This is a genomic window from Aquisalimonas lutea (genome assembly GCF_030409225.1).
Lineage (GTDB): Bacteria > Pseudomonadota > Gammaproteobacteria > Nitrococcales > Aquisalimonadaceae > Aquisalimonas > Aquisalimonas lutea.
The window spans coordinates 187990-210486 of record NZ_JAUFPK010000007.1 but is presented as its reverse complement, the minus strand read 5'-3'; the positions used below and the strand labels follow the sequence as shown (position 1 = coordinate 210486).

Annotated in this window: 20 protein-coding genes and 1 pseudogene; 8 read left to right on the top strand and 13 right to left on the bottom strand. The window is 59.5% G+C overall.

The window, feature by feature from the left end:
* Positions 1-7 precede the first annotated feature (7 nt).
* The 3 genes from QWY84_RS18690 to QWY84_RS18680 form a co-directional block, all read right to left on the bottom strand.
* Positions 8-703 carry a TVP38/TMEM64 family protein gene (locus QWY84_RS18690; protein ID WP_290204510.1) on the bottom strand — a complete coding sequence of 232 codons (696 nt, stop codon included), beginning with the start codon at positions 701-703 and terminating at the stop codon, positions 8-10.
* A gap of 109 nt (positions 704-812) precedes the next feature.
* A complete protein-coding gene (locus tag QWY84_RS18685) occupies positions 813-1457 on the bottom strand; it encodes a DUF3047 domain-containing protein (protein WP_290204508.1) in 645 nt (214 codons plus the stop codon).
* Between the two features lie 261 nt (positions 1458-1718).
* Complete coding sequence (locus QWY84_RS18680; protein WP_290204506.1) at positions 1719-2066, bottom strand: P-II family nitrogen regulator; 348 nt, start codon at positions 2064-2066, stop codon at positions 1719-1721.
* Between the two features lie 300 nt (positions 2067-2366).
* On the opposite strand from QWY84_RS18680, the gene cynS reads away from it, so the two are divergent.
* The 3 genes from cynS to QWY84_RS18665 all read left to right on the top strand — a co-directional run bounded on the left by cynS (position 2367) and on the right by QWY84_RS18665 (position 5919).
* A complete protein-coding gene (gene cynS / locus QWY84_RS18675) occupies positions 2367-2810 on the top strand; it encodes a cyanase (RefSeq protein WP_290204505.1) in 444 nt (147 codons plus the stop codon).
* A 203-nt stretch (positions 2811-3013) separates the two neighbouring features.
* Positions 3014-4753, top strand: a complete 1740-nt coding sequence (locus QWY84_RS18670; RefSeq protein WP_290204504.1) for a bifunctional protein-serine/threonine kinase/phosphatase — start codon at positions 3014-3016, stop codon at positions 4751-4753.
* Between the two features lie 350 nt (positions 4754-5103).
* A complete protein-coding gene (locus QWY84_RS18665) occupies positions 5104-5919 on the top strand; it encodes a formate/nitrite transporter family protein (protein WP_290204503.1) in 816 nt (271 codons plus the stop codon).
* Between the two features lie 150 nt (positions 5920-6069).
* Here QWY84_RS18665 and QWY84_RS18660 read toward each other — a convergent pair whose 3' ends face one another.
* Positions 6070-6900, bottom strand: a complete 831-nt coding sequence (locus QWY84_RS18660) for an SDR family oxidoreductase (RefSeq protein WP_290204502.1) — start codon at positions 6898-6900, stop codon at positions 6070-6072.
* A 114-nt stretch (positions 6901-7014) separates the two neighbouring features.
* On the opposite strand from QWY84_RS18660, the gene QWY84_RS18655 reads away from it, so the two are divergent.
* The gene (locus QWY84_RS18655) at positions 7015-7929 is read left to right on the top strand and encodes a LysR family transcriptional regulator (RefSeq protein WP_290204501.1); all 915 of its coding nucleotides are present in this window, start codon (positions 7015-7017) and stop codon (positions 7927-7929) included.
* On the opposite strand, the gene QWY84_RS20150 is transcribed toward QWY84_RS18655, so the two are convergent.
* Complete coding sequence (locus QWY84_RS20150; protein ID WP_353959913.1) at positions 7892-8041, bottom strand: hypothetical protein; 150 nt, start codon at positions 8039-8041, stop codon at positions 7892-7894. The genes QWY84_RS18655 and QWY84_RS20150 overlap by 38 nt on opposite strands.
* A 558-nt stretch (positions 8042-8599) precedes the next feature.
* Between QWY84_RS20150 and QWY84_RS18650 the strand changes: the two genes are divergently transcribed.
* Complete coding sequence (locus QWY84_RS18650) at positions 8600-8866, top strand: hypothetical protein (protein WP_290204499.1); 267 nt, start codon at positions 8600-8602, stop codon at positions 8864-8866.
* An 841-nt stretch (positions 8867-9707) separates the two neighbouring features.
* Here the strand turns inward: QWY84_RS18650 and QWY84_RS18645 are convergent.
* Entirely contained in the window at positions 9708-9953 is a 246-nt protein-coding gene (locus QWY84_RS18645) for a hypothetical protein (protein ID WP_290204498.1), read from the bottom strand.
* Positions 9954-10093: 140 nt separating this feature from the next.
* Here QWY84_RS18645 and QWY84_RS20145 point away from each other — a divergent pair, with 140 nt between their 5' ends.
* Both QWY84_RS20145 and QWY84_RS18640 read left to right on the top strand, forming a co-directional pair.
* Entirely contained in the window at positions 10094-10603 is a 510-nt protein-coding gene (locus QWY84_RS20145; protein WP_353959912.1) for a DUF3037 domain-containing protein, read from the top strand.
* Complete coding sequence (locus QWY84_RS18640) at positions 10567-11001, top strand: hypothetical protein (RefSeq protein WP_290204497.1); 435 nt, start codon at positions 10567-10569, stop codon at positions 10999-11001. Before QWY84_RS20145 ends, QWY84_RS18640 begins: the two co-directional genes overlap by 37 nt.
* 199 nt (positions 11002-11200) lie before the next feature.
* Here QWY84_RS18640 and QWY84_RS18635 read toward each other — a convergent pair whose 3' ends face one another.
* The 6 genes from QWY84_RS18635 to QWY84_RS18610 form a co-directional block, all read right to left on the bottom strand.
* Positions 11201-12481, bottom strand: coding sequence for a hypothetical protein (locus QWY84_RS18635; RefSeq protein WP_290204496.1), 1281 nt, complete (start codon positions 12479-12481; stop codon positions 11201-11203).
* A 307-nt stretch (positions 12482-12788) separates the two neighbouring features.
* Positions 12789-15944 (bottom strand): type I restriction endonuclease subunit R, encoded by a 3156-nt coding sequence (locus QWY84_RS18630; RefSeq protein ID WP_290204495.1) that lies wholly within the window; start codon positions 15942-15944, stop codon positions 12789-12791.
* Positions 15941-17089 (bottom strand): DUF4268 domain-containing protein, encoded by a 1149-nt coding sequence (locus tag QWY84_RS18625; protein WP_290204493.1) that lies wholly within the window; start codon positions 17087-17089, stop codon positions 15941-15943. Before QWY84_RS18625 ends, QWY84_RS18630 begins: the two co-directional genes overlap by 4 nt.
* The gene (locus QWY84_RS18620; RefSeq protein WP_290204492.1) at positions 17082-18491 is read right to left on the bottom strand and encodes a restriction endonuclease subunit S; all 1410 of its coding nucleotides are present in this window, start codon (positions 18489-18491) and stop codon (positions 17082-17084) included. The genes QWY84_RS18625 and QWY84_RS18620 overlap by 8 nt, the downstream gene beginning before the upstream one ends.
* Entirely contained in the window at positions 18481-20190 is a 1710-nt protein-coding gene (locus QWY84_RS18615) for a class I SAM-dependent DNA methyltransferase (protein WP_290204491.1), read from the bottom strand. Before QWY84_RS18615 ends, QWY84_RS18620 begins: the two co-directional genes overlap by 11 nt.
* A 187-nt stretch (positions 20191-20377) precedes the next feature.
* Positions 20378-20674: a helix-turn-helix domain-containing protein gene (locus QWY84_RS18610; protein ID WP_290204490.1), complete on the bottom strand. Its 297-nt coding sequence runs from the start codon at positions 20672-20674 to the stop codon at positions 20378-20380.
* A gap of 119 nt (positions 20675-20793) precedes the next feature.
* On the opposite strand from QWY84_RS18610, the gene QWY84_RS18605 reads away from it, so the two are divergent.
* The gene (locus QWY84_RS18605) at positions 20794-21450 is read left to right on the top strand and encodes a hypothetical protein (protein WP_290204489.1); all 657 of its coding nucleotides are present in this window, start codon (positions 20794-20796) and stop codon (positions 21448-21450) included.
* A 94-nt stretch (positions 21451-21544) separates the two neighbouring features.
* Here the strand turns inward: QWY84_RS18605 and QWY84_RS20220 are convergent.
* A pseudogene (locus tag QWY84_RS20220) lies at positions 21545-21781 on the bottom strand (competence protein CoiA family protein); the annotation flags it as partial.
* Positions 21782-22497: the final 716 nt, after the last annotated feature.

The window sequence follows — 22497 nt, the reverse complement described above, 5'->3', positions numbered from 1 at the left end:
CTCCGGGTCACTGGGTGGGCTCGTCCGCTTCCGCCACGTCCGCGGTGGGGTCGCGCTTGACCCGCCGGACCAGCCGGGGCAGGAAGATCACCGCCGCCAGCAGCCCCAGGGCGATGAGCAGTGCGTTGATGCCGCCGCGGCCCCCGGCGACGGTCTCGGCGCCGGCATGGCCCACCCAGGTGTAGGCGAACGCGCCCGGGGCCATGCAGATGTAGGTGGCCAGCGCGTAGGGCAGGATGCCGATGCGGGTCAGCCCCAGGGCGTAGTTGAGCAGGTTGAACGGGAACAGCGGCACCAGCCGGGTGAACGCCACGAACCGCCAGCCTTCGCGCTCCACGCCGACGATGACCTTGCGCAGGCGGCCGCCGGTATAGCGGGCCACCAGGTCCGAGGCCAGGTAGCGCGCCACCAGGAACGCCAGCAGGGCGCCGACGGTGGCGCCGGTGAGGCTGTACGCCGTGCCCAGGACCGGCCCGAACAGCACGCCCCCGGCAATGGTGAACACCAGTCCCGGGACGAAGGCCACCGTCGCCACCGCGTACGCGCCCATGAAGACCAGCGGGGCCAGGGCGCCCAGCTCGTCCAGGCGACGCTGCAGCATGTCCGGGCTGAGCTCGCCGCGGAACTGGTAGCCCGCGACCACCGCGGCGACCAGGCCCAGGGCCAGCGCGATGCGCACCATGGTCCGCCATTGCAGGGTCATGCGCGTGTATCCTCCGGAACTGCGAGCGATGCAACCGGGTTGCAGTATGCCCGTCGCCGCCGGCCGGCGGCCATGCGTAGTTTTGCTGAGTCGCCCGCGGCGCGCGTGGCTACTCGGGCAGCAGGCGAATCTCCCCGTACCACGCCTCGGCGGGCTCGCCGACGTCGTCACAGTCGGTCATGATGGCGAAGGCGTTGATCCGCTCCAGGTCGCGGTCGTGGAACCGACGGAAGTCCTCGCGCAGATTGCGCCGCTCGATGTGCCACTGGCCCTCGCGCTCCGGCGGGCCGGAGCGCACCGCGATCATGTGGGCCTGGGAGGCATAGGCATTGGGCCAGTCCGCGCCCTGCTCCATCTCGCTGCTCCAGACGTAGTTCAGCGCCCGGGTGCGCCAACGGAGAATGCTGTGCTCGTCCACCGCGTAGATGCGCGCGGGGTAGTCGTCGCCGGCCTTGGTGGTCTCGTCGATGCCGCTGAAGGCCTCGTCCACGCGCCACCGCCACTCGACGATGGGCGTGGCCTCCAGGTCGACCTCCTCCTGGAGGAACAGGCCCGAGGCGCTGGCGTCGGTGCAGCGGGCGTGCACGGCCTGCCGGCCGTCCACCTCCACCAGCTCGTAGCGGGTCTCCCCCGAGAACGAGTGGCCCTCCCAGTCGATGATGTCCTCCGGCGTATAGACCACCGGCTCCGCCGGCAGGGCCGGCGGCAGCAGGAGGCCGGCGGCCCCGAGAATCGTCACCAGTCGTCTCTGCACGTGCCACCCTGTTGTTGCCTGCTGAACGGTTCGCCGCACTGTACGCATCCCGCCCACCGGGCGCCCATACGGGAAATCCACGATGCGCGGGCGAAGCGGGTTTCATCATAGCAGCGGCCGGGCCCCTTGCCGGGACGGCGTGGTCCGGCAAGGGAGGCCGCCGACGCTCGGCGGCCCGGAGACAATGCGGAATCTACGTATTGCAGCAGCGATTCCCGCCGCGTACAGACGTCGGCTTCCATCGCCCGGGGCACGGCGCGCTCAGGCCTCGTCGTTGAGCCGGGACTGGAAGCGCTCCAGCTGCTGCGGATCGATGCCCGCGACATGCTCCAGCGGCAGGGTGAACACCACCCCCTTGCTGTGGGTGTCGAGCTCCAGGTCCCGGGTCAGGCGCTCGACAACCCGCGCGGAAAGCTCCTTCTCCAGCACGAACAGCAGCACCGACTGGCTGTCCTCATAGGGCAGCCCGAAGAACGTCTCCTTCTCCCTGGTGCCGATCCCGCGGGCGTCCAGGATGGTCACGCCGCCTGCCCCCGCCTCCCTGGCGGACTCGATCGCCTGCTCCTCCAGGTCATCGGCCAGAATGGCCACCAGCGCTGCGAACTTCATCTCGGCCCTCCCCTCGCCCTGGTGACGAGCTGAATGGGGCCAGCGTAGACCATCACGGCGAGGCGCGGGAAACCACCCCGCCGGTGCACCACTGTCGACGGTTCCGCCCCGGGACGGTGCAGACCCGGCACCGCCGGCCGGGGCGAAGTGCCGCCGCTGCCCCGCCTGGAGCCGATTCACCCGCTGGCACGGTCTTCGCTAGTCCCTGCAAAGCCGCGTTCGCGCACGGCCAGCACCAGGCGGACGCGCCTTACCAACCTTGCAGGAAGTCCATGCAAACCCGACTGATGGAGGTCGTCCATGACCAAGAACGAGATGCGCGAAGCCGTCCTCGAGGCCAAGGCAGCGAAGAACATGAGCTGGGAGGATATTGCCGCCAGGATCGGCTGCTCGCCGGTGTTCGTCTGCGCCACCTGCCTCGGCGAGCACAGCATGACCTCGGAACAGGCCGAGAAGCTAGCCGACACGCTGGGACTGGGCAGGGAAGTGGTCCCGGCGCTGACCCAGTGCCCGACCAAGGCGCAGCAGGGCGAGGCGCTGATGAACGACCCGCTGGTCTACCGCTTCAAGGAGATCGGCCTGGTCTACGGCGAGACCATCAAGCAGATCGTCCACGAGAAGTTCGGTGACGGCATCATGAGCGCCATCGACTTCACCATGGACATCGACCGGGTCGAGGACCCCAAGGGCGACCGGGTCAGGATCACCCTCGACGGCAAGTTCCTCCCGTACAAGCGCTGGTAGGGCGAGCGGACTCCGCCATACCCGGCGGGACGCCGGCCTGCCGCGTCGTCCCCGAAGCGCGCAACCGGCCCCGGCACGGCATCCAGCGTGATGCCGTGCCGGCCGCCACCGATGCCGACCGAGTGCCGGATCGCTCCCGTTGAAGCGGACGCCTTTCGCCGGCAACGTACCCGCCCATCGCCCGTCACCACGGACAAGCGACCATGACCGCTGGACTGCAGGTAGCCATAGGGCAGCACTCCGACAAGGGCCGCAAGGAGGCGAACCAGGATTTCCACGGCGCCTGCGTCCCCGATGAGCCGCGGCTGAGCGCCAAGGGCGTCGCCGCCGCCGTGGCGGACGGCATCAGCAGCAGCGACGTGGCGCACATCGCCAGCGAGACCGCCGTCAAGAGCTTCCTGGAAGACTACTACTGCACATCCGAGGCGTGGTCGGTCAAGAAGTCCTGCCAGCGCGTGCTCGCGGCGACCAACTCCTGGCTCCACGCGCAGACGCGCAGGAGCCGGTACCGCGACGACATGGACCGGGGCTACGTCTGCACGCTGAGCGCCCTGGTCATCAAGTCCACCACCGCGCACCTGTTCCACGTGGGCGATGCCCGGATCTACCGCGTGCGCGGCCGTGCCGTGGAGCAGCTCACCGAGGACCACCGGCAGTGGGTCGCCGGCGACAGGAGCTACCTGGCCCGCGCCCTGGGCGTGGACCACCACGTCGAGATCGACTACCAGTCGCTGCACGTGGAGCCGGGCGATGTCTTCGTCCTCGCCACCGACGGCGTCTACGAGCACGTCGGCACCGCATTCCTCGCCGCGACCGTCGGCAACGGCGACGGCGACCTGGATACCGCCGCCCGCGCGCTGGTCCATGAGGCGCTCGACCGGGGCAGCGGGGACAACCTGACGGTACAGATCCTCCGGGTCGACGCGCTGCCCGAGCCGGCCGCGGCCGACGTCCACCGGCGGCTGACGGACCTCCCGTTCCCCCCGGAGCCGGACGCGCGCGCGGTTCTGGACGGCTACGAGATCGTCCGCCCCCTGCACGCCAGCAGCCGCAGCCGCGTCTACCTCGCCGTGGACCGGGAAACCGGCGCGCGGGTCGCCCTCAAGACCCCGGCCAGCGACATCCGCAACGACCCCAGGGCCCTGGAGCGGTTTCTCATGGAGGAGTGGATCGCGCGGCGGATCAACAGCCCCCACGTGCTCAAGCCCTTCGAGAAGACACGCGAAAACCGCTACCTGTACGTGGTCATGGAGCTCATCGAGGGAACGACGCTGACCCAGTGGATGAAGGACCACCCCAAGCCCGACGTGGAGAAGGTGCGCGCCATCATCGAGCAGATCGGCAAGGGCCTGCGGGCATTCCACAGGCAGGAGATGCTCCACCAGGACATCCGCCCCGACAACATCCTGATCGACGACACCGGCACGGCGAGGATTATCGACTTTGGTTCCGTGCGCGTCGCCGGCATCACGGAAACCGCCCGCGCCGACGACGGCGAGATCCTGGGCACGGAGCAGTACACGGCGCCGGAATACTTCCTCGGCGAGGGAGGCTCGTCCCGCTCGGATCTCTTTTCCCTGGCCACCATCGCGTACCAGATGCTCACCGGAAGCCTGCCCTACGGCACCCGGGTCCCGCAGTGCAGAACGCGGGCGGCGCGTAACAAGCTCAAGTACACGTCCGTCCGCCGCTACAACCGGGACTGCCCTGCCTGGATCGACGGCGCCCTGCGCAAGGCGCTGCACCCGGACCCCGCCAAGCGGCATGACGAGGTCTCGGAGTTCCTCTTCGACCTGCACAACCCGCGCAGGGAGTTCATCAGCGAGACGCGGCCGCCGCTGATCGAGCGGGACCCGGAGCTCTTCTGGAAGGGCACCTCCCTCGTGCTCGCCGTCATCGTCGCCATCCTGGCCATCCTTCTGCTGAACCAGGCCCCGTCATAGGCGCAACGCCGGGAACGGCGCACCGGCCCGCGCCCCACCCGTGGGCATGCGGGGCGCCAGCGCACCAGCGCTGTGCAACGCCCTGCCCTGACCCGTCACCCGCCATCGGCGCACCGAGCCCGTCGCCCCCGGCGGGATTCCGCTGTCAAGCGCCTAACGCCGGCGCATCCGGACGCCGCGAGCAGCCGTTTGCGCCGGCGCCGTCGGCCGGCTCGCCGCCCTGGCACGTGTGATGCAGCGCAGCGACCGGGATGCATGCGATTTCGTCGCGGGATCCGCGGGACAGCGCCGCGGGCCCGGTGAACCTTTGCAACGCAACTGGATTATCCACAGAAAAGGGGGATGCAACCTTGTCCTATCTTCAGCCATCCGAGTTCGTCACGAAGCTCGTCGACCAGGGCGAGTCCAAGGTATACATGGGGCCGCGGGATACCCTGATCCGCGCCTTCATGGCCGGGGCCACCCTGGCGCTGGCGGTGATCTTCGCCATCACCATCGCCACGCAGACCGGCTCATTCCTGCTGGGGTCGCTCCTGTTCCCCGTCGGCTTCGCCATGCTCTACCTCATGGGCTATGACCTGCTCACCGGCGTGTTCACGCTCGTGCCCATGGCCTGGCTCGACGGCCGACCCGGGGTAACCCTGCCCCGGATGCTGAAATGCTGGGGTCTGGTCGCCCTCGGCAACCTGGCCGGCGCCCTGTTCATCGCCGTGTTCGGCGCGCTGAACTTCACCATGGGCTTCACCCAGGAGATCAGCGACGTCGGCCGGACCATGATGAGCGCCGGCGAGAGCCGGACCGTGGGCTACCAGGACGCCGGGCTGGGCGGCTGGATCACGCTGTTCATGCGCGGCATGTTCTGCAACTGGATGGTGTCCATGGGCGTCGTCGGCGCCGCCATCTCCACCTCGGTGCCGGGCAAGATCATGGGCATGTGGATGCCCATCATCGTGTTCTTCTACCTCGGCTTCGAGCACTCCGTGGTGAACATGTTCCTGTTCCCCATCGGCCTCATGATGGGCGCCGACTTCACCCTGTACCAGTACATCATGTGGAACGAGATCCCGACCGTGCTCGGCAACCTCGCCGGCGGCCTGATCCTCGTGGGGGCGGCGCTCTACACCACGCACGTGCGCACCCAGCCCAAGCGCCAGTTCGCCGCCTGAGCAGTAACGAAAGGGAAATGGGTCAGGGAGCGGGAGGGTCCGGGAGCACAGACGCCCGGCAACCCTCCCGCTCCTTTCGGAAACTCTGAAACGAAAACGGGGGCAAGCGGTTCCGCACCGCTTGCCCCCGCTGGGGTTCGCTAACTGCGATCAAGCAGTCTGGTCAGCAGAAAACGATATTTCTTTTTGCTCCTCCACCAAGCGAAGCCGTTCGGTTAGCGCCTGGCTGATGGACGCATAAGCGGTGCTCCCCAATGCGAGACGGAAAGGTGGCTTCTCAGCATCTACCGCCGCCACCATGGCATCCGCTGTCCGACTTGCGTCGCCCTTAACGGCGAAGGCGCCAGACGCTAATGCCCGCCGGACCTCACCCGCCGGAGTGTCGTCATAGCAGGCCATGGACCGGGCATGATCCAGTCCGGAAGCAAAATGGGTTTTCGTCGGGCCCGGCTCAACGATCAGGCAATCGATTCCAAACGGAGCAACTTCCTTGGCGACAGATTCGACAAATCCCTCTATGCCCCACTTGGTCGCGTGGTAGAGACTGAAATTGGGATAGGTGATCTGTCCACCTTCCGACGATACCTGAACAAGGCGGCCACCCTCCTGTTCCCGTAAATGAGGAAGCGCCGCCCGTATAAGCTGGATCGATCCCATGAGGTTCGTGGCAATCTGTCGCTCGATCTGGGAGTCGCTCAGCTCTTCAGCCGCACCGAACAGACCGTATCCAGCATTGCTCACAATAACGTCGATGCGCCCCAGTTCACTGAAAGCGGCATCAACCACCTTCCGTATTTGGTCCGTCTCTGTGAGATCGAGCTGAGCTACCCAGAGACGGTCGCCATATCGCGCCTTGAGATCATCGAGGCTACCGCGTTTGCGCAGTGTCGCCGCGACCCTGTCGCCACGTGCCAAAAGCTTTTCTGTCATCAGGCGGCCAAGCCCTGAAGAAGTACCGGTTATAAACCACGTCTTTGTCATCTGTTGTCTCCTTAGAGAGTGGATCACGTATCGCAAGTCATGGTGTGCGATAGTAAGCTCCCCTCTTTGATGTGATAATCCGTTCCTTATTGGATATACAGATGCACTATTTGCATGAATAAAAAGCCCGATCTCAATGTGCTGGCCGCTTTCTCCGCGATTGCCTCACACGGTAGTTTTCGCAAGGCGGCGGATGAGCTTGGGATGCCGCCGTCCACACTGAGCCACATGATGCGCACCCTGGAGACGCGACTGGACGCTCGGTTGTTTAACCGTACAACCCGAAGCGTGGCACTGACCGATGCCGGAGCCAGGCTGCTGGGGCGCGTGCGACCCCTGCTACGCGAGTTTGACGCTGCCTTCGAGGAGATTGAACTGCAGCAGAATCGTCTGAGCGGTGTCGTTCGGCTCAACGCCACTGAAACCGCGGCACGCATACTGCTACGCCATGTCGTTCCGGTGTTTCGAGAGCGATTCCCCGAGATTGAAATCGATCTGGTAACCGAAGGACGGTTGGTCGATATCGTGGCAGAGGGCTTTGATGCCGGTATTCGCTTGGGCGAAACCGTACCTCAGGACATGATTGCCGTCCGGTTCGGTCCCGAAATCCGGTTTTTGGCCGTCGCTTCACCCGCTTATCTCACGTTGCATCCGCCACCCCAAACCCCCGATGAGCTGCGGAGACACGCTTGCATCCGTCATCGAATGCCCAGTGGAAAGCTTTATCGCTGGGAGTTTGAAAAAGACGGGAAAGAACTCTCAGTCGACGCTCAAGGTCCGTTGACCCTCGATCACCTGGAGCTAATGGCCGAAGCTGCGTCAGCCGGAATGGGCATCGCCTATCTTCCTGACATGGTTGCCCGGCCCTATTTGGAAAACAACGACCTGGTGCCGGTGCTGTCTGACTGGTGCCCGCCCGAGCAGGGACTCTGCGTCTATTACCCCGGCCATCGTCATGTCCCGGCACCATTGCGTGCGTTTATCGATGTGCTCAAGGAAGTGAATATTCCCACCGGGGTTTCGCACTGACAGCAACCCACAGTGCTGTATTCAGTGCGACGCCGTTCAGCAGTCGCGCAGCCGCCTCGGCGTGCACTGACTTGAGAGTCTCAGTAGCGAGGGCGTACGCACAATGACGCATGCGACACGAACGGGCTCGGAATCTTCGGGGTTTCGACACGAAATTCCCGAAGCTTGGCTAGGATACGCTCAAAGTCCTGCGGGAGGGATCACTCTCATCTACGATGATGACGTCTTTGTCGGGGCACCTACAGATTTCTCGAACCGCCAGACCCGAGACGGGCGGACTGCAGAAAACACCGCTCTGATTGAGCTCACCAGAGCGGCGATTAGGCAATTTGATTGGTCGGGGTGGCAGGATTTGAACCTGCGACCACCTGCACCCCATACCGATAGGCGCTAGCGCAAATCAATGGCACTGACGACCCGGAACCGACCTTACCCTTCCCGCACTGTTGGCCACCCTGCGTTCCGCGGCTGCCAGCGTGGAAACCGCTGTCAAATCATTGGTTGGCATCCCTCAGCCATTCCACGCTAACCTACTGTCAACATGGTGAAAAGCTGCTCCCCTTCTCCGAGAGTGTGGCTGATGTCTAGCCTTTACGATGATCGAATCATCGCGAACGCGCTTCCTTCACTGTTACGTGCATGATTAGCCGATGATTTACGAGGGTGCTTTATGGCGAACTGGGAGGGTTTAACGTCCGACGCGCAGGACGTGTACGTCAATCTTGGGACCCGAAACCACGAAATCATCCGAAAGATCGAGACTAGGCGGCTAGTAAACGCAATAAGAGAGTCCCAGTTTGTTGGTTATGACAAAGCCTCGCCGTATAACTGGCTGGTGTTCGAGTACGAAAGAAGGAAGACACAGCGGAACTGGATTCTTGGAGTAGTTGCAGTAGTTGTCGCAGCTGGCAGTGTAGTTGCCACGGCCGTCTTTTAGCACACGTAACACATCGCAGCAGCATGCGGCCAATGGCCGCCTGACGTGACCGTGCCTGCGGAGTTGCACCCACGGCAATCGCACGTGCCAGCATGCTGGCGACTTGCCCATGTCATATATGGCGTGGATTCGCTCAGGCCGACCGTTCGATACCTGACTCCCGATGGCAGGGCTTACGGCTCCAAGCGGCAGCTGACTAAATCTCGTGCAGGGGTATTGAACGATGACAGCATCAGCGATAGCGTTTTACTCATACTGCGGGCCTCTCCCTTCCGATCACTGCCCTGCCTGTACGCTACTTATTGTGGAAGACAACACGTGCTTCGTCATGTCAACTCTGCCCACCTTCTGAATTATCCGGGGTGATATCACAGGCGCTGCCAGCAGAACAAACGCGCCGGCTATCAACCCTCACGCAAAAGGTGCCTCTATGGACGCGCACATCCCCGTTCTCGACAGCTCCCACTACCTGCAGCCACTTGCAGCCGCGCCGGAGGGATTGATAGGGAACACTCATTTCGCATTTATCGACTTTGGCGACGGCAACAAACGCAAGGCGTGCGTATAGCTTTATAAGGGCGATCTACTAATCCTCAATGAGATCATTGGACACGTGTTGGCCGTTGCAGCAGAGCAGTGGGTACCAGGACACGCGGCTCTACTTGAGGTCCAAGGATGCGATCTAGGCGATTATAAACCCCCGTGGTTGGCACACGATCAGCGGAGGTGGGCTTGGTGCACGGAGTACGTGGAGGCGCCCTCGTTCGCCGTTTGGTTCGAACGCAGTTCAGCACACACAAGAGCCGTCGAAAGGTTGCTCACCACGAGCCACCAAGTCCCATCAATCATCGCGTTCGACAACTGGCTGGCAAACACAGACCGCAACCTGGGAAACCTGCTTCAGGTGCATAGAGGCAAGATCATGCTTATCGACCATGGACAGATATTCGGTGCCTGCGACTGGCCAGAAGACCGGCCCGACCCCGATGCAGATTACCGCAACATCCTCCGTGAGGTGCTTGCTCACCTTTTCCAGCAACCCAGTGAGATGCAGGACCGGGCCGTTGCGGCGGCCGATCAGCATCATATGGCGCTCGACTCTGTGCGTTCTATCCTGCGCGAGTGGCTAGCGAGTATACTGAGTGAGGACGAAGTCGCGTTCGCTTACGCGTTCTTGGAGCGACGTGCATCGTCCGCCGTCTACCATCCGCAGCTAGGCGTGATGACATGAAAGCCTTTGACCCCGTGGCCAGCAGCAAACCGCGTGAAATCGGTGTCAGGGGCCAGTGGGCACCAATCCGGCTTGTGCCCGAATTGACCACAGGCGAGATGCTCAACGCTGGTGTCGTGCTGCTGGACGAGCACCATCGGGTGCACTATCACGTCCTCAGTCAGTTCAGCGGCCTGGAATGCCTGTTCCGCAACCGGCTAGCGACGCAGGACATAGCCTTGGTAATGCAGGCCGTCGAGGAGTCCTTGCCGGAGCAGGCCAACAGTTTAGAAGAGATCCAGCTACCTTCCCCACACGTATACTTGGGACCCTCCCAACCAGCCAGGGACAGTACCGTCGACGCTGCCGTTAACGGCCTATTTCAAGGCGTCGTGACGCTTGCGGTTCATCCGGCAGAAGCCGAGCCGGCTGACACCAGCGCCCTCGCAGCCTGTCCAACAAGCAGGCGCGGCAGCGGGTGTTCTCACGTATGCGCCAAAAAGCGGACTGGGTCGACGCGTCCCTGATCGCAGAGGACTGGAACTGGTTGCTTATGGACCCGGATGATACGGCGGCAGACATCCAAAGGCGGCGGACGCTGGACATGCCGTTGCGCGGCCGTGGACGATTCGGAACTCTGCTGTCCGCAGTCTACAGAAGCCGCAGTACACGCGAACTACACATGCTGCGGGGCGCCGTGGACATCGAAACGGCACTCCGCGTGCATGAAAAAGACAGCGCCGGCTTCTTTATTATGCGGCCTCGGAAGGACATGCTCGGCTTCGACGAACGTACACTCAACGAGGTCGAAAACAACATCGACTTTGTTGTGTGGCGGCTGCGCAAAGACGCTCGAATCAACGCTCAGGTCGAGGACGAAGAAGAAACGATGGCCGAGCGTATCTTGGAATGGGGTGATGCGTGAGGGCATGCGATAGGTTGCGGCAGGAACACCGTTTACCTGGTCACTGAATAACGGAAGGCCAGCACCGTTGACCGATGATGGACGCCAAGCACAGTCTCATCCGCATACTGGATAATTACCACATCGCCGTAAGCAGGGTGCTATCACCACTGCTGGACGAATAGATCGTAGACTTAGTGCAGGTCGGTGTCCGTTAAGTTCACTCAGAGCCTTCCGGATCAACATGAGGCGCATCCCCCGCTTCTTCGTCCTCTCCACCTCTTTCTGAATCAATTTCCTCAATGGATCTATACTCTATTCCAAATACCTCCACGAATCCTCCCCGGAATTGTTTGGTCCCGCGGAAATCTCTAAAAAGGGGCCACTCCCTGTAGTCTTGCTCAGCGATTCCCCCGTTAATCCCAATAGCGATCATATAATTTTTAGCTAAATCATAATCCTCTTTCAGCACTGCAACAGCGAGCTTGAAATCGTTACTGCAAGATGTCCAATCATGCTGATCTAGGCATTTCAATGCTTTATCTGAATCGCCTCCTTGCTTTGTCGCTATCGCATAATTAATAACAAAAATCCTCTTCTTTACATCGTTAGAATGATTCTTTATCGTATTAAGCGAGAAGCCCAATAAATTCTCCGCGAGCTTCCACCGTTCGGCGACAAGGAGTTCGTACGTTAGTTCGATCAGACTATTATCTGCATTCTCTAAGTCATCCGGAAACAATTTTCTCCAGAGAACGTGCGCCAACTTAACTCCTATCTCGTACAGAACTTCATAGGAGTTTTTTACGTAACGCCTGCTTGCGCCTAGATTGCTGCCAATATCCGGGATGGGAGTTGGTAAAGCACCATTATTTCTACACTTCGCTATATATTGTTCTGATACGATACCTTCATTGTGGACAAATAGATTTCGCCTCTCAGTAAGCTCAACGAACGCCCCCCATGTGTCGAGCCCCTTCCTTAATGACACTGAGAACCTGTTCTCAAGCCAGCCAAATTGTTCTTCATGGCTCTTACGCAAAAGGGTCTCTATTTCTTTTTCTAGGATACTCTCTCTCGCTTCCTCTATAGAAGAAAACTCAACTAGCTGAGAATATGTAATGTTACGATCGGATCCATTGAGTAAATCTGGTTTCCTATTTAAAAATACACGTAGCAACCTACCAATATAAGCATCGTACTCACTAACAAAAGAGACGATAAACGATCTTGGTAGCAAACTTGCTGCTGCCTGAGTAGTATCTATTTTCTTCTTTTTCCTCGCTGCCATTCTATTCTTCTCGGGAGGAATAGAAAAGGTCCTCACACCCTCACCGTCTTCTTCGACTTCTTCACCGTGTTCTTCTAGAAACTTTGTGAAGTTATCTGACGCATCCTTTCTTGCAATACTTGTCATCGCCATAACAAGTGGCAATGAGGTATACAGTGCGTCGAGATGCTTTGCGAACGTTTCAATTTCCGCATGTATACTATAGTTCATATAAACCTAAACCTAGCTGTGTAACCAACAGTGAATGAACCATCCTCATCAGAATACGTTGACCGCGACGGCGAGATATGCACCAGGCTGTCAGTGGAGAAAACCAACCTTGATACCAAGTTCACAGAACGCTTAGCGTCAGATGGTCGGGCGACGGCGACGCCAGCCGAGCATTGAACCGCTTGTTTGTCCGCCGTCAGTCGGAAAGCTGATGGTAGTTTATTGTTTAAACAAGATCCGCAAAAAATTCCGATCTGACAACCCCATCCTCCCAGACCATGGGCAAAGCATCGACAGGAATCTAAGATTACGACGCTGCACTCCACTGCTCCGACAGCGCCTCTGCCTGCTCCAGAACCAACTCCACAGCGTCGCTCGCCCGATCCGGCGGATACTTGTACTTCCGCAGGGTGCGACGCACCAGTATCCGCAAACGCGCCCGTACGCTCTCGCGCACCTGCCAGTCGACCGTCGTCGAGTTGCGGAGCTTGTGGGTGATCTCCTGGGCGAGCTTCTTCAGCGTCTCATCTCCCAGCTCTCGAACGGCGCTTTCGTTATTGGCCAGGGCATCAAAGAAGGCGACTTCGTCCGGGTTCAGGCCCAAGTCCTCCTCGCGGGACATCTGTTCCTGGAACTCCTTCGCCATCTGGATCAGCTCTTCGATGACCTGGGCAGTCTCGATTGCGCGGTTGTTATACTTGCGTAGCGTCTCTTGCAGACGTTCACCGTATTTCTTCTCTTGGACCACGTTGTTGGCGGTCTTGGACTTGATGTCGTCCTTGAGAAGCTTTTCCAGCAATTCCACGGCCACGTTTTTCTGGGGCATCTGGCGGACGTCTTCCAGAAAGTCATCGTCCAGCAGGCCGATATTGGGCTTCTCCAGACCGCACAGGGCGAACACGTCGGAGACGCCTTCAGCCACAACGGCGTTGTCTAGGATCTGCTTCAGTGTGGTGTTCTTCTCTTCCTCTGAGCGCTTCCGGTCAACGCTTGAGACCTTGGAGATGGCCGCTTTGACGGCGCTCAGGAAAGCAATCTCGGTGCGCAGTTCCTGTGCCTGGTCCAGTGTGTTACACAGGGAAAAAGCCTTGTTGATGGCCAGCACGCCATCCAGGAACCGTTTCTTGCCGTCTTCCAGGCCGAGGATGTAGTTGGCGGCAGGTAGCAACAGCGCGTCGGGGTTGTCCGCGAAGCCAGAGTAGTCGAAGCCCTCGCTCTTCGGTCCCTTGGCGAACATGGCGCGCACCGCATCGAGCTTCTCCAGCAGCGTTGCATAGGCCTCGTGCGCGTCTACCGTTGGCTGGCCTCGGCCCTGCGCCTCGGTGTAGATCTTCATCGCATGCTTCAGCTCATTGGCAATCCCGATGTAGTCCACCACCAGCCCACCGGGCTTGTCCCTGAATACACGGTTCACGCGGGCAATGGCCTGCATGAGGTTGTGGCCCTTCATGGGTTTGTCGACGTACATGGTATGCACGCAGGGAGCGTCGAAGCCGGTCAGCCACATGTCCCGCACGATGACCAGCCTCAGCGGGTCGTCCGGGTTCTTGAAGCGCTGTTCCAGACGCTTCTTGGTCGCCATATTGTAGATATGCGGTTGCAGCAGCGATTTGTCCGAGGCGGAGCCAGTCATTACTACCTTGATGGCTCCCTGCTCCGGATCCACGTGGTGCCAAGCCGGACGCAGGGCCACGATCTCGTTGTACAGGTGGGCGCAGATGTCCCGGCTCATGGCCACGACCATGGCCTTACCGTCCAGCGTAGCGTTGCGTTGCTCGAAGTGAGTCACCAAGTCTGCGGCCACCTGCTGCAGTCGCGGCTCGGCACCCACAAGCTTCTCCAACCGGCTCCATTCTCCCTTGGTTCGCTCGCGCAGGCCCACGTCCTCCTCATCCTCGACGACCTCATCCACCTGTATGGAAAGCGCGTCGATCTCGTCGTGGTTCAGGTCCAGCTTGGCGAGACGGGACTCATAGTAAATCGGCACCGTAGCGCCATCGTCCACGGCGTCCTGGATGTCATAGATGGAAACGTACTCACCGAAGACCGCACGCGTATCCTTGTCTTCCTGGGAGATCGGCGTGCCAGTGAAACCGATGAAGGCAGCGTTGGGGATGGCATCACGCATGTGTTTGGCATAGCCGTACTTGTACCGACCATCCCTCGTCAGCACCGCCTTGAGTCCGTACTGGCTGCGGTGCGCCTCATCGGAGATCACCACGATGTTGTGGCGGTCGTTCAGAACCGGGTGCTGATTTTCGTCTTCCAGCAACGCAAACTTCTGCACCGTGGTGAAAATGATCCCGCCGGACTCGCGCTCGGCCAGCAGGCGGCGTAGTTCGTCCCGGTCGTCTGCCTGCACCGGCGCCTGCTTGAGCAGCTCCTGGGCGTTGCTGAAGGTGGTATAGAGCTGACCGTCCAGGTCGTTGCGATCCGTAACCACCACGAGTGTGGGATTGTTCATGGCAGGGTGTTGGAGCAATTTGCCGGCGTAGCAGCACATCGAAATGCTCTTTCCAGAGCCTTGGGTGTGCCAGACCACACCACCCTTCTTGCTGCCCGGTTCCACCTTGTCACCATAGGCGGCACGACGCTCAGCAACCCCTTCAGGCTCACCCGCGGCGACAACCGTGGCCTTTACTGCCTCGCGCACCGCATGAAACTGATGATAACCGGCGATTTTCTTGGTGATCTGCTCACCGTCCGTCTCGAACAGGATGAAGTGGCGGAGGTAGTCCAGCAGCAGTTCCCGGTCGAAGAAGCCCCGCACCATGATCTCTAGCTGCCACTCGACCAGCGGCTTATCGTCCTCGTGCCGGATCACGCGCCACGGCATGAAACGCTCCTGGGGCGCTGTCACTGAGCCTACACGGGCATGAAGCCCGTCACTGATGACCAGGGCTTCGTTGAATACGAACAGGTCGCTGATCTCGTTCTTGTAGGTCTCTATCTGGTTGAAGGCGGCCCAGATGTCAGCGTTCTCATCAAGAGGATTCTTCAGCTCCAGCACGGCCACGGGCAGGCCGTTGATGAAGCAGACCACATCCGGTCGGCGAGGTTGCTTAGTGCCCGTGATGGTGAACTGATTCACCACAAGGAAGCGGTTGCGACTGACGTCCTCAAAATCGATCAGAAAGGCGCGGTCGTAGACTGTCTCGCCGTTGCGCTTGTATTCGACCGGTACGCCGTCCAGCAGCATCCGGTGAAACGCTCTGTTACTGACGATGGGGTCCAGACTCTCCGGCTTCAGAGTTTGCCCCACCACCTGCTCCACGCACTCGTCGGGCAGATGCGGGTTGATGCGCCGCGCCGCTTCGCGGAGCTGACCCTTAAGGGCGACCTGGCGGTAATCCTCGCGTTCGGGGCTGTCACCATCGGGCGCGATGTCTGGGCCATGTGCCACGTCCCACCTTTGCTCGCGGAACCATTCGAGGCATTGATTTTCGAGTTGTTCTTCATTCATGGTCCCGCCTTGCTGGCACCCTGTTTTCGAAGCGAATCCGCCGCCCTCTTCAGAGGGTCACTCATTGTCTGCTCCAAACGCTGTGCGTGCATCACAAGCCAGTCAATCATCCAGGGCCAGTTATCTTGATTGAAGCCGTCCACCGAACAAGCGTACTGGATGCGGCAGGCCTTACGCTCCGGCAGCGAACGCCAGACCAGGAGATCGCCGAACGCCTCTTCCAGCGCCTCCCTCTCCGCCTCCAGTTGATCGTAAATGAACTGGTTCTCGTCCGCACGGCTGCGCTGGAGGCTCAGTTCGACGCGGACCTGGCCTTTACCGAAGATCAGGTTGTAAAGGACGCCGCTCACACCAGAACCCGCGGCCAGCCAATGGTCCTTACTGGGGCTGATATTGTCATAAAGTCGGCAATCGCTGTTTCGTAAGGCTTCCAGGCATTGCTCCCAGAACGCGGGCCGAAGCTGATGGCTCTGCCGTAGCTCCTGCTTAGCGCTTTGCTTCTCTTCTTCCTTCCGCGCCATGCCAATCATAAAGTCTTCGGACTCTGGCGGCGGGATGATCTGCTCGATGTTCAGAAAGAGCTCATCCCCCGATTGATAGGGCGTGGCTTTGAAGCACTGGCACTGGATGCCGAACTGGATCAGCCAGAGAACGGTATTTGTTACTTCCTTGCGGTAGTTGGCCGCGACGAAGATCAACCGCTGGGACCGGCTGCCATTGATTTCTGCCTCCGCCAGGTCCTCAACACCCAGAAACTCCGCGATCTTTTCGGCGGCGTTCTCCTCCTCGGCGCCACGGGCGTTAAGGTACCGCTGATGGATCTCCACAATCTGATGTCGACTGAGGTTGGCGCAGTAGCTCGCATACTTGAGCCCTTGCCACACCACGTCCCGGCCGGAATCATCCAGCTTGTTCTCGATCACCACCAGATTCCCGGACGTGTCCAGCGCCAACAGGTCCAGGCGCTCGCGGGTGTCATCGAAGCCATCGAACTCCTTCTGGATGATCAGAAGCTCCTCGCCAAACGCCTCGGGCGTATTCTCCAACCACTCCTGCAAGTGATACCGCTCCGAGAAACCAAGATCCGCGAAGCGCCTTTGCTCCAAGGAGGTTATGCGGTTGGAGGTGGTGTCGATCTTAAACATCGGCAGCTTCCGGCACTTCTTTTTCTACCTCCGAGAGCGTCAACTCGCCTGAAAGCAATTTGGGAAGCAATGTGTCCCTTAGTTCTGATAGAATCCTTGACTCTTTGACGTTCTCAGCGCTCTTTTGAAAAAGGGGCGTTACGCGACGACTAAATTCTTCAATGAGATCGCTTTCCGGCAAAACGACTGGCATTTTTATGACTTCTTTGGGCTGGGCTCGCTGCCTACTGCCAGTTGAACCACTCACTCGCTCCAGCATGCTGCGCTGAAAAGGTTCTGACAGTACCAGACCGGCGACGAACCCTCGCCACTCCGTACTCATAGGAACAAAGGGCATAAATTCCGTAGAACAAACAGACAACTTGGAGTTGAAAACAAGAGGCCACCAAATCCGGGGAAATCGAGGATTCAGCTTGGAGACAAGAACTGCCGAATTTGGAACCTGGTACTTGTTACTCTTGATTTCATCGCCACGATCAAAACTAGGATACTTGCCCTCGTCGTACGCAGGAATGCTGTAATGCTCCCACACTTCATCCGAAGCGTCGGAGGGCTTGATGGATCGCGTTCTTAGGGTGGCAACGTCCGAAATCTGGCCTACGCTCCACCCCTCTGGAATCTCCCCAAGCTCACTCTCCATCATAGCCGACGGAAACAGCGCGGCGATGCGTGCAAGGTTGTCGTGCTGCTCGGGGTTCTGGGTTCTCAGGCTGTCGAGCTCAGCGTCGCTCTTGCCGCTGATGGCCTGCATGGCGGCCCTTTCCGCGTCCTCGGTGGTACTGCCAGCTTCCAGTACGGCCATCTTGGCTTTGACTGGCTCGAACTCAACGAACCAGCTTTTGAAGAGGGCTTGAGCGATTTGTTCCAGGTTTCTATTCATTTGCAGATTAATCTCGGCCTTCTCATCTAAGATAGAAAGAACATTAACTACATATTTCTGCTCCTCAATCGGAGGAACTTGAATTGGAAAATCAGGAAGCTCTTTAAGCGAAATGCGATCGACCGTACTCCCATGTACAGTTCTGGCTTTTATTACGCTTTGAAAGGCCGGGGCGAGATAAGCGTACAAGAGATACTCAGGAATCACTTTATCTCGCTTCGGACGGAGAAGCCCCATTCTACGACCAAGACAACAACGAACACCCTTTGGGATAATGGCGGCTTCACCAATACGTGTTTCATAAGAGAAAACAACGTCTCCCTCTTGCGGGGTAACCCGCCTAGTCCATTTCTTAAAATCTTTCTCTGAAACATGCGCGGACTGACTCAGGTTCAAACTACCAGAGCTCAGGGATGCAATACCGAGAAAAAATGGGCCAATATCTGTCTTCTTTGGTGTAGCATGGGGACCATCAAAAACCTCAGCTATATCATCAATAGTGGTCCAATTCTTAGCACTCATAGCCGAGACTCCACAAACTCCTCTGAATAGCTCTCTTCAATCGCTCACTTTCCTCGAATTGGTCGCGCAACTCGCTATTTAAGCGCTCCATTTTCTCTGCGAACTGCTCGCCGTCATCTTCTTGCTCTGGCGCACCCACATAACGCCCGGGCGTCAGCACATGACCATGCTTGCGAATATCATCCAAGCTGGCCGAGTAGCAGAAGCCCGCCTTGTCCTCATAGCACTCACCCTTCTGCCATTGATGGAATGCGTCGGTGATAGTCCGTATGTCTTCGTTGGAGAAATCCCGGAGCACCCGATCCTTCATGTACCCAAGGTTGCGGGCGTCGATGAACAGGGTTTCACTGCGCCGGTCACGCTTGCGTTCATCGAGTACCAGACCGTTCGCTTTGTCCTTGGTAAGAAACCAAATGCAGGCCGGGATCTGGGTATTCGTAAAAAGCTGTCCCGGCAGGGCGACCATGCATTCCACCAGGTCTGCCTCCACCAGCCGTTCCCGGATGTCACCTTCACCGCTCTGGTCCGAACTCATGGAACCATTGGCCAGAAGCAGTGCCATCGAGCCGCCGGGCGCCAAGTGATGCAGCATGTGCTGGAGCCAGGCAAAGTTCGCGTTGTTCTTCGGCGGCTCCCCGTATTGCCAGCGCACATCCCCTTCCAGCTTGGCGTGCCACCATTCCTTCATGTTGAACGGCGGGTTGGCCATGACGTAATCCGCACGCAGGTCCGGGTGCTGGTCGTCCAGGAAGGTGTCCGCGTTCTTCTTGCCGAAGTTGAAGTCGATGCCCCGGATGGCCATGTTCATCGCGGCCAGGCGCCAGGTGGTGGGGTTGGATTCCTGACCGTAGACAGAGATCTGCTTCTTCTGCTCAGTGGGGTCATAGTGCTGTTCTTCCGCGTGGTTCTCGATGAATTTGTCGCTCGAGACGAAGAAACCACCGGACCCCATGGCCGGGTCGTAGACGCGGCCCTTGTAGGGTTCGAGCATCTCCACGATCAAGGTGACGATGCTCTTGGGCGTGTAGTACTGCCCACCCTGCTTGCCTTCGGCCAGGGCGAACTGACCGAGGAAGTATTCGTAGACGTGGCCGAGTATGTCCTTGCTCTGCAGATGGAGCTTCTCGCCCTTGTACTCGGGGTTGCTGAAGCTGGTGTCCGAGAAGGAGTTGATCAGCCCGATGAGCTTCTCGTTGTCCAGCTGGTACTGGCTGATGCGCGGGAGAATGCCCTTGAGCTTGGAGTTCGCCTTCTCGATCTCGTCCAGGGCGTTGTCAACGAGCCAGGAGACGGACCGGAGCTTCACATCCTGGCCACGTTCGTCTTGCCAGAGAACAGTGCCAGTGGGCAGCGCGGCCTTCTCGCGTAGCGTCTGCCATCGGGCCTCACGAGGTACCCAGAACACATTCTGTTCCCGGTAGTAGTCCAAGTCCTCCAGCTCTTCCGCAAGGGCCTCCTGATACTCCTCGTCGTCCTCGAAGTCCTCCGGAGGCAGGTAGTACTCGTGGTTCTCGTCCTTGAATCGGCTGAGCAGCTTTCGCTGATGCTCCTCGAAGGCATCGGATACGTACTTGAGGAAGATCAGCCCGAGGACAATGTGCTTGTAGTTGGCAGCGTCCAGGTTGTTCCGCAGGCGGTCAGCGGCGTTCCAAAGCTTGGCATCCAGTTCGCTGAGAAATTGCTGTTCGGTCGTGTTCATCGTCGATGACAGAATCCTAAGGTTCTGGGTGAACTTTTTGGGAAACGCGCAGGCGGCGAAGCTCACTCGCTCCGAGCGCTAACGGTGTCGGAGCTGAATGCAGATGATCGAGGCAGTGAGCAATCGGTCGCTTCGTCAGTCAGGTTGATTCTTCCCGCCTCGTCACTCGCTCAAATCCTCGATGCCGTCACTGCTTCTCCGGACGCTTGTTATCCGTGAGGCGGTCCACGACCTGCTGCGCGAAGTAGATTGCGTGCTGTCCCTGCTCGTCTTCTGCCCCGAAACGAATGCCTAGATCCGTGAGTGCCTGCTCAATCGCCTCAATGGTCACCATTCGGGCCGATGCCTCCTGCCGCTCAATCCGATTGATCTGCGGGTGGCTCACGCCCGACAGGCTCGCCAGATCCTTCTGACTCAGCCTGAGTATGGCGCGAGCCCCCCTGATGCGTGCGGCCACAACCGCCAATGAAGATTCTTTTGACATCTTTAAAGATACATTTTTTATCTTTTACAGTAGATTCTGCATCGTAAGATGCGAACTATCAACCCCGACGCTCCACACGGCACCCCAATGCCAGGAGCCACAAAGAGGACTCAGTAACTATGAAGACGATCAGTGTGAACACAGAATACCAGACCGTTCGGGTCAGCCTGGAAGATCTCGAGTACAGCCTGCTGGCTGTGAGGCTGGGGCGCGAGCCCGAGGGCTTCATGGCCGACTACGACATTGCGGAGTGGCTGGAGCAAAGGCTGAAGACCTACCCGACCGTTCTGCTGTTGACGCAGCCCGAAGAGACGGTCAAGGCAGAAGTCATCAAGGCCATCACTGCTCCGCAGCTTCTGGATTCCCTGCGCGCCGTGCCTTCGGGTGGTGTCACTCCGGAATGCGCGAGCATGCGTGGGGACCCCGAACACCCAAGCAACCGGGACGCATATGTACTGGCCAGGAACGGTTCCTGGTTCACCTATAGTATGCCGCGGGTGATGAACGATCTTCTGGCCACGACCTTGAGCGAAGTGCCGCGCACGGCGCTGGCAATGGAGCGGATACGAATGGGTCTGCAGGAGGCCGTCAACGATCTCAGAGGCGTGGAGGAGAACCGAATCGCTGAGGTTCTGGACGAGCAGGTCCTATTGATGCTGAGTGATCTGGAAGTCGGTCATTCGTACCAAATGTGGAGGGAGTCGGTGGGCACTGACCTGCCCGACGCGGGACGGCTAGGCCAGAACCCACGCCAGCCTCTACCTCTCGTCGACTGATGCCGTTCGAGATTGACAAACTTGCGTACACCGAATAGCGGTAGATCCTTCGACGTGGGCAAAAGCGCGTCAAACAGCGACCGATTTCCGTGCACTCGGACAGCCACAGGGTCCGCACACCCGAGGCCGCGTAGCGGGCCTGGCGCTCCTTGTACGTCTCCAGCGTTTGCGACGACCACTGGATCTCTACCGCGAAACACGCTTCTCCGCGCTGGCAGAAGACATCGGCGATCCATTCCTCGCCACCGGGTGTTGTGCCGGCGTACTCCGTTGTCACCGACCAGCCGGCGGCGTGTGCCGCCTGGGCCACCACCCACTTCAGGTAGAGATGCTCCTGAGTCTCTCCGGCAGACGTGCACTAGCCACGCCGGGCATGTGCGAAGAACTGCGTTCCGCGTTTGCTAACTTTCGGAATCGCCCGCTCGCCACAGCATGCAGTCACCAGCGAGCGGCTTTTATAGGAGGCCTTCAGCGCCGCCCAGCGCTCGGGCACGTACGCAAACGATTCGGTTTGCTCTCCATCCAGGACGGCTCGCAGGGGCATGGGAGCGCTCGGCGGCATGTGCTTGGGCCTGATATCAGCATGAATGCGCTCTGAGCGAAAGGGCTGTATTGGTGCTTGCCGTCCCGTTGCGCAACGATCGAAGTCGTCGCCCCACCTTTGGCGGGGAAAGCCCTACGCCCGCATGAACCGATCACAAAGAGAAAACACTTGCGTATTCCGGCGAAACTGAACGCTTTACCCGGGCCCTCGTGACCGTTTTCGGCCTTGGCGCCGGAATCCCCGGTTACGAGGGGGCCGGAATACGTACTACTCCGGTTTCCCTCATATGGTTGTGGGATCGCGACTTCCCCGGCATTCGCTCGGGCCTATGTTTTACCGAACAGCGCCTCCGCACATTTCCGCAGCGAGTCACCGGTTCACTACCACCCAGCATGCACGCCAGTGACTGTGGCGTAGGCAGTGCGATCGCGAACGCATTCAATGACGCCGCGCCAAGTGGAGACCACCAGGCCCCGTATAACTTGCCGCGATTCACGCTCTAC